At 62.9% G+C, this 6,523-nt stretch carries 5 protein-coding genes; all 5 read right to left on the reverse strand.

The window, feature by feature from the left end:
- Positions 1-276: 276 nt before the first annotated feature.
- The 5 genes from EN750_RS13280 to mnmE all read right to left on the reverse strand — a co-directional run bounded on the left by EN750_RS13280 (position 277) and on the right by mnmE (position 6,406).
- A complete protein-coding gene (locus EN750_RS13280) occupies positions 277-1,167 on the reverse strand; it encodes a ParB/RepB/Spo0J family partition protein (RefSeq protein WP_127396684.1) in 891 nt (296 codons plus the stop codon).
- 69 nt (positions 1,168-1,236) lie between these two features.
- On the reverse strand, positions 1,237-2,037 hold the full coding sequence (locus EN750_RS13285) for a ParA family protein (protein ID WP_013528736.1): 801 nt from the start codon (positions 2,035-2,037) through the stop codon (positions 1,237-1,239).
- Between the two features lie 52 nt (positions 2,038-2,089).
- Complete coding sequence (rsmG, locus tag EN750_RS13290) at positions 2,090-2,722, reverse strand: 16S rRNA (guanine(527)-N(7))-methyltransferase RsmG (RefSeq protein WP_127396685.1); 633 nt, start codon at positions 2,720-2,722, stop codon at positions 2,090-2,092.
- Positions 2,719-4,602, reverse strand: coding sequence for a tRNA uridine-5-carboxymethylaminomethyl(34) synthesis enzyme MnmG (gene mnmG / locus EN750_RS13295; protein ID WP_127396686.1), 1,884 nt, complete (start codon positions 4,600-4,602; stop codon positions 2,719-2,721). Before mnmG ends, rsmG begins: the two co-directional genes overlap by 4 nt.
- A gap of 472 nt (positions 4,603-5,074) precedes the next feature.
- Entirely contained in the window at positions 5,075-6,406 is a 1,332-nt protein-coding gene (gene mnmE / locus EN750_RS13300) for a tRNA uridine-5-carboxymethylaminomethyl(34) synthesis GTPase MnmE (RefSeq protein ID WP_127396687.1), read from the reverse strand.
- Between the last annotated feature and the right edge of the window lie 117 nt (positions 6,407-6,523).

Consider the following 6,523-nt stretch of genomic DNA (forward strand, 5'->3'; position numbering starts at 1 on the left):
CCCTTGTGAGACGAAGAGGAGGCCAGCGCTCCACGCGCAACGACCCCCTCTGTCGCCTTCGGCGACATCTCCCCCCTCGAGGGGGAGATGTCGCCGAAGGCGACAGAGGGGGTCGTTGCGCGTGGAGCGCTGGCCTCCTCTTCGTCTCACAAGGGCGCCGGCGCTTGGTGTGAGGCGACCCCCTCTGGCCTGCCGGCCATCTCCCCCTCAAGGAGGGAGATTAGCGGCGTCGCCGATTTCGCCAAAAACCCGGCCTGAAGATAATTCGCCGGCTAATTACCGTTCCTGCTTCAGCCGCCTGCACAACTCATCGAGCTGTTCCAACGAGCGATAGGCTACCCGCAGCACGCCGCCTCTGCCCTTGTGATCCACCGACACGATCATGCCGATCGTATCGGTCAACAGTTTTTCCAGCGCCAGCGTGTCGGCGTCCTTTTCGTCAGGACTTGGCGCCGGCCTGGCTTCCCTGGTGCTGCTGGTGCCGGCCGGCATCTGCGCCAGCGCTTCGGCCTGGCGCACCGAAAGTCCTTCTTCGACGATGCGCTTGGCAAGGCCGGCTGGATCCTCGGCCGTCACCAGCGTGCGGGCATGGCCCGCCGACAGCGCGCCGTCGACCAGCATGTCGCGAATCACGTCCGGCAGCTTCAAGAGCCTGAGCGTGTTGGCGACATGGCTGCGGCTTTTGCCGATCACCTGGCCGAGATCGGCCTGGGTGTAGCCGTGCTCGTCGATCAGCTGCTGATAACCAAGCGCCTCCTCGACCGCATTGAGATCGGTGCGCTGGACGTTCTCGATGATCGCCAGTTCGAGCGCGGTGCGATCGTTGACCTCGCGGATGATGACCGGGATTTCGGACAGCCCGGCGCGCTGCGCCGCGCGCCAGCGCCGTTCGCCGGCGATGATCTCGTAGCGTCCGGCCTGTGTCGGCGAAGGCCTCGCCACCACCGGCTGGACGACGCCGTGTTCGCGGATCGACTGGGCGAGGTCGGTCAGCTCGGCGTCGCCGAAATGCCGGCGCGGATTCTTCGGATTGGGGGTCAGGAACTCGATCGGCACCTTGCCGTCGGCGCTCATGCCAGGTTTTTCAGGCGCTACTGGGCGATCGATCTCGCCGATCAGCGCCGCTAGCCCACGCCCCAGTCTTTTTCTCGAAAGGTCTTCGCTCATCTTTATTCCAGTTGGCTATTCCAAGTCGTTTCGGTATCGAATCGGCTCTTAACTATGCGCCTGGCCTCATCAAGCGGCGCGTAGCTTGCGCTCGCGGCGGATCACTTCCGACGCCAGTTGCAGATAGGCCTGGCTGCCCGAGCATTTCAAATCGTAGAGGATCGCCGGCTTGCCATAGGACGGCGCCTCGGACACCCGCACATTGCGCGGGATGACAGTCTCGTAGACCTTGTCGCCCATATGTGCCCGCACATCCTGCACCACCTGGTTGGCGAGATTGTTGCGGCCGTCATACATGGTCAGCACGATGCCCTGGATGGTGAGATCCGGATTGATCGAGCGGCGCACCTGCTCGACCGTCTCCAGCAACTGGCTGAGACCTTCGAGCGCGAAAAACTCGCATTGCAGCGGCACAAGAACGGAATCGGCCGCAGCCATTGAATTCAACGTCAAAAGGTTGAGCGATGGCGGGCAGTCGATCAGCACATAGCCAAAGGGTGCGCCGCGCTCGGTCGCAGCGCGCAGCGCGTTGCGCAGCTTGAGCACCCGGTCGGGCGCGGAGGCGATCTCCATTTCGATGCCGAGCAGATCGAGCGTCGACGGCACGATCGACAGGCCGGGCACGGCTGTGGGGATGGCCGCGGCCTCCAGCTCCAACTCGCCGGTCAGCACGTCATAGGAGGACACCGTCCGGTCCTTGCGGTCGATGCCAAGACCGGTGCTGGCATTTCCCTGCGGATCGAGATCGACGATCAGCACCTTTTCGCCGATCGCAGCCAGCGCGGTCGCCAGATTGATGGCGGTCGTCGTCTTGCCGACACCGCCCTTCTGGTTGGCTACGGTGATGATTCGGGGGCCATTCTTCATCATGGGTTTATGCCAGAAATTCATTTTGGGCGCCAAATCGCCTGTCAGTGACGGATCAGACAGGTCGCAGGTTGGACAATTCCAGGATGACGCCGCCAACGTCGGTCACACTTGGATGTTCTACCAGATCGAAGGACCATCGGTGAACGCTTTCTTGCACTTCGGTGCGGTAATCCCGGCCTTTGTGGAACAGGCCGCGCGCGCCCGAAATCAGCCAGGGCGCCGACAGCTCCAGCAAGGTCGAAAGCGGAGCCAGCGCCCGCGCCGTGACGATTTGCGGCGTCGAAACAAGCGCATGGCTGTCATCGATGCGGCGCGCCACCACCCGCGCCGGCAGGCTGAACTGACCGACGACCGTCTGCAGGAAGGACGCCTTTTTGCGATTGCTTTCAACCAGATCGATGCTGGCGCCGTCGCGTTCGGCCAGCAGGAACGCCATCACAAGGCCTGGAAATCCACCGCCCGAGCCGAGATCCACCCAGCGTTTGGCAACGGGTTCTATGCGCCCGAGTTGGGCGCTATCCAGGATATGGCGCTGCCAGACATCGCCCGACGTCGATTGCGCCACCAGGTTGATGCTGCGGTTCCATTTCTGGAACATCTGCTCGAACGCCACCAGCCGATCGAATGTTTCACGTGAAACCGGCCCTGCCGCATCCTGCAGGCTCTCCAGGGAAAAAGAACTCACGCAACATCATCCTTTTGTGGGCGCTGGGCGCTCTCCGCGTGACGGACATGCGCGACGATGATCGCCAGCGCCGCCGGCGTCATGCCTTCCATGCGCTGGGCATCGGCGATGGAGCGCGGCCGCCGCGCCTGCATCTTCTGCTTCAGCTCGTTCGACAGACCCGGCACTCCGGCGAAATCGACCGTCTCGGGGATCAGCCGGCTCTCCTCATGACGGATCTGCGCCACATCGGTCTTCTGGCGATCAAGATAGACAGAATACTTCGCTTCCGTCTCGAGGCGCTCCGCCGTCTTGCCGTCGATCGCCGCAAAGCGCGGATCGACGCCAGCCAGCCAAGCGACGTCGACGTCGGGATAGGAAAGCAATTCATAGCCGGACCGGCGCACGCCATCCCGGTTGATGTCCAGCCCGTGCCGCGCCGCCTCATTCGGCGTCATGGCGAGCGACTTCGCCAAATCCCGCGCCTCATCCAGGCTTTGCATGACCTGCCCGTAGCGCTGCATGCGCTGTGCCGAAGCGATGCCCAGCTTTGCAGCCAGAGGCGTCAGTCGTTCATCCGCATTGTCGGCACGCAGCGATAGCCGGAACTCGGCCCGTGACGTGAACATCCGGTAGGGCTCTGCGATGCCGCGGCTGGTCAAATCGTCGACCATCACGCCGATATACGCCTCGGTGCGGCTGAGCACGATTTGCTCGCTCCCCGCCGCCCGCCGCGCCGCATTGAGGCCTGCGAGCAGGCCTTGCCCGGCTGCTTCCTCATAGCCGGTCGTGCCGTTGATCTGCCCGGCGAGGAAGAGACCACCGATGCGCTTCGTCTCCAGCGTCTGATGCAGCTCGCGCGGATCGACATGATCATATTCAATGGCATAGCCGGGCTGCAGCATGATTGCGCGCTTCAGCCCCGGAATGGTTTTCAATATATCGAGCTGCACATCTTCAGGCAGCGAGGTCGAAATACCATTGGGATAGACGGTATCGTCATCCAGCCCTTCCGGCTCCAGAAAGATCTGGTGCCCGTCCCTATCGCCGAACTTGACGATCTTGTCCTCGATCGACGGGCAATAGCGCGGCCCGACGCCTTCGATCGAGCCGGAATACATGGCCGAGCGGCCGAGATTGGCGCGAATCAGCTCATGCGTGGCCGTCGTCGTGCGCGTGATGCCGCACTCGATCTGCGGCGTTTCGATGCGGTCGGTCATCAGCGAGAACGGCACCGGATCCGCATCCGCGGCCTGGCTTTCCAGCGACGCCCAGTCGATGGTCCGGCCGTCGAGCCGTGGCGGCGTGCCGGTCTTCAGCCGTCCAAGCTTGAAGCCTGCGCGGTCCATCGTCGCCGAGAGTCCAAGGCTGGCCTGCTCGTTCATGCGGCCGGCGACAATCTTCTTCTCGCCAATATGAATGAGCCCGCGCAGAAAAGTCCCGGTCGTCAGCACGACCGCGCCACAGCCAAGCCGCCTGCCGTCGGCCAGGAGAACAGCCGTGATCCGCCCATCGGCGATCTCAAAATCCAGAACCTCGCCTTCAACCACGTCGAGATCGTTCTGCTGCCGAATCGCTTCCTGCATGGCAAGGCGATAAAGCTTCCGGTCGGCCTGCGTACGAGGGCCGCGCACGGCGGGACCTTTGCGGCGGTTGAGCAGGCGGAACTGAATGCCGGCCGCATCCGCCACGCGCCCCATCAGGCCATCCATGGCATCGATCTCGCGCACCAAATGGCCCTTGCCGAGCCCGCCGATCGCCGGATTGCAGGACATGACCCCGATCGTATCAAAGCGCAGCGTCACCAGCGCGGTCTTGGCACCAGCGCGCGCGGCAGCGCTGGCCGCCTCACAACCTGCGTGGCCGCCGCCCACCACAACCACATCATAGTGATTGGTCATCACAAACTTCCCAGACTCGAATGATTGAGGGACACATGTCCCCGCGAGGCTTGGCTGTCAAGAAAACTCCGCGAGTCGTTTCACGTGAAACAGCCTTGCACCGCCATCCCGTGTGTTTCACGTGAGTCATCGGGGCACCGATGTTTCACGTGAGTCGCACCTTGCCGCTGCTCGAAGGTCTTACCCAAGCGTTCGCAACGTTCGTCATCCTAGGGCAAAGCAGGAGCGAAGCGACGTCGCGGAGACCCTAGGATCCATGCCGTGATCTTGGCCAAAGAGTACAGCGGATCAGAATTCTGCACCGTGGCGCGCGCTCAGAAGTCGCGGCATGGATCCTCGGGTCTGCGCCGCGTCGCTACGCTCCTTGCTCCGCCCGTGGATGACGAAGCGATGGGGCGTTCCGCAAACGGTCCATCAAAATCTCTGCATCGACAACTGAGTCATTTTACGAGAGCACATCGTTTCACGTGAGTCATTTCCCGATGCAGAACTGCGAGAAAATCACGTCCAGCATGTCCTCGACGTCGATGGCGCCGACAATACGGCCCAGGCGATCTGCTGCAAGCCGCAACTCCTCGGCGCGCAATTCCTGCCCGACAGTCCGGCCGTCGGTTGCGCGACGCAGGTGGCTATTCGCTGCGCCGAGCAATTCGACGTGGCGCAGGCGCGACGGCAGGACATCGCCGACGCTGCCGGCTGCCTCCGCCGCCCGCCGGCCGATTTCTGCCAGCAGTTCCTCCACGCCCGTCCCGTTCTTCACCGAAATGACAAGGTCATAGCGCTCCGTCGCGTCACTCGCCGCGCGGTCTTCCAGTAGATCGAGCTTGGTGCCTACGCGCAAGGTCGGCGCCACAGTCGGCAGCTCGCCGACATCTCTTGGGTTCGCGATGTCCTGCAGCAAGAGCAAGAGATCGGCGCCATGCGCCTTGGCCTTGGCCTTCTCGATGCCGATCGCCTCGACCTTTCCCGGCGCATCGCGCAATCCGGCCGTATCCGTAAGCCGGACCCGCAGCCCCTGGAGATCAAGTGTCACTTCAAGCAGATCCCGCGTCGTGCCGGGTTCATCCGTTACTATAGCGGCATCCCGCCGGGCCAGGGCATTGAACAGACTCGACTTACCGGCGTTGGGCGCGCCAAGGATGACGACCTCGAAGCCGTCGCGAATGATCTCGGCGGCGCGAAATCCAGCAACGTGCCGGTCGATTTCATCAATCATTGTCCGGACATCAGACCAAACCGTATCCGAAACGGAACCGGGGACATCGTCTTCATCGGCAAAATCGATCTCCGCCTCGATCATGGCACGGGCGTGGATCAGCCTGCGGCGCCAGCCGAGATAGAGTTCGCTCTGAGCGCCTTCGGCATTTTGGACAGCAAAACGCCGCTGCGCCTCGGTTTCGGCGTTGACGAGATCCGCCAGCGCCTCAGTCTCGACCAGGTCGACCTTGCCGTTGAGAAAGGCGCGGCGCGTGAATGCGCCCGGTTCCGCGTGCCTGACGCCGTCGAAACCAGTAATCGTCTCCAGCATCCTGGCCACCACGGCGCGTCCGCCATGAACGTGGAATTCCGCCACATCCTCGCCGGTGAAACTGGCCGGTCCGGGAAAGAAGACGACCAAGCCATTATCGAGCACGGTTCCATCGGGCGCCCTGAATCTGCGCAAAACCGCCGCGCGGTCCTTAACCATGGCGCCGGCAATCGTTTCGACTACGAATCGAGTCTGCGGGCCGGAAATGCGAATGACGGCGACGCCGGCCGGAAGCCGGCCGCTCGACAGCGCAACGATCGAATCGCCTGAAATCATTTGCCCGCTCTACCGAACCGCCCTAGCTTTACGCCCATCAGCCAATCGCACCCGAGTTTGCCCAGTGACGCTGCCCACGCACAACCTGCTTGCTGAAGAAGCCAGCCCCTATTTGCA

Source organism: Mesorhizobium sp. M7A.F.Ca.ET.027.03.2.1 (assembly GCF_003999175.1).
Taxonomy (GTDB): Bacteria; Pseudomonadota; Alphaproteobacteria; order Rhizobiales; family Rhizobiaceae; genus Mesorhizobium.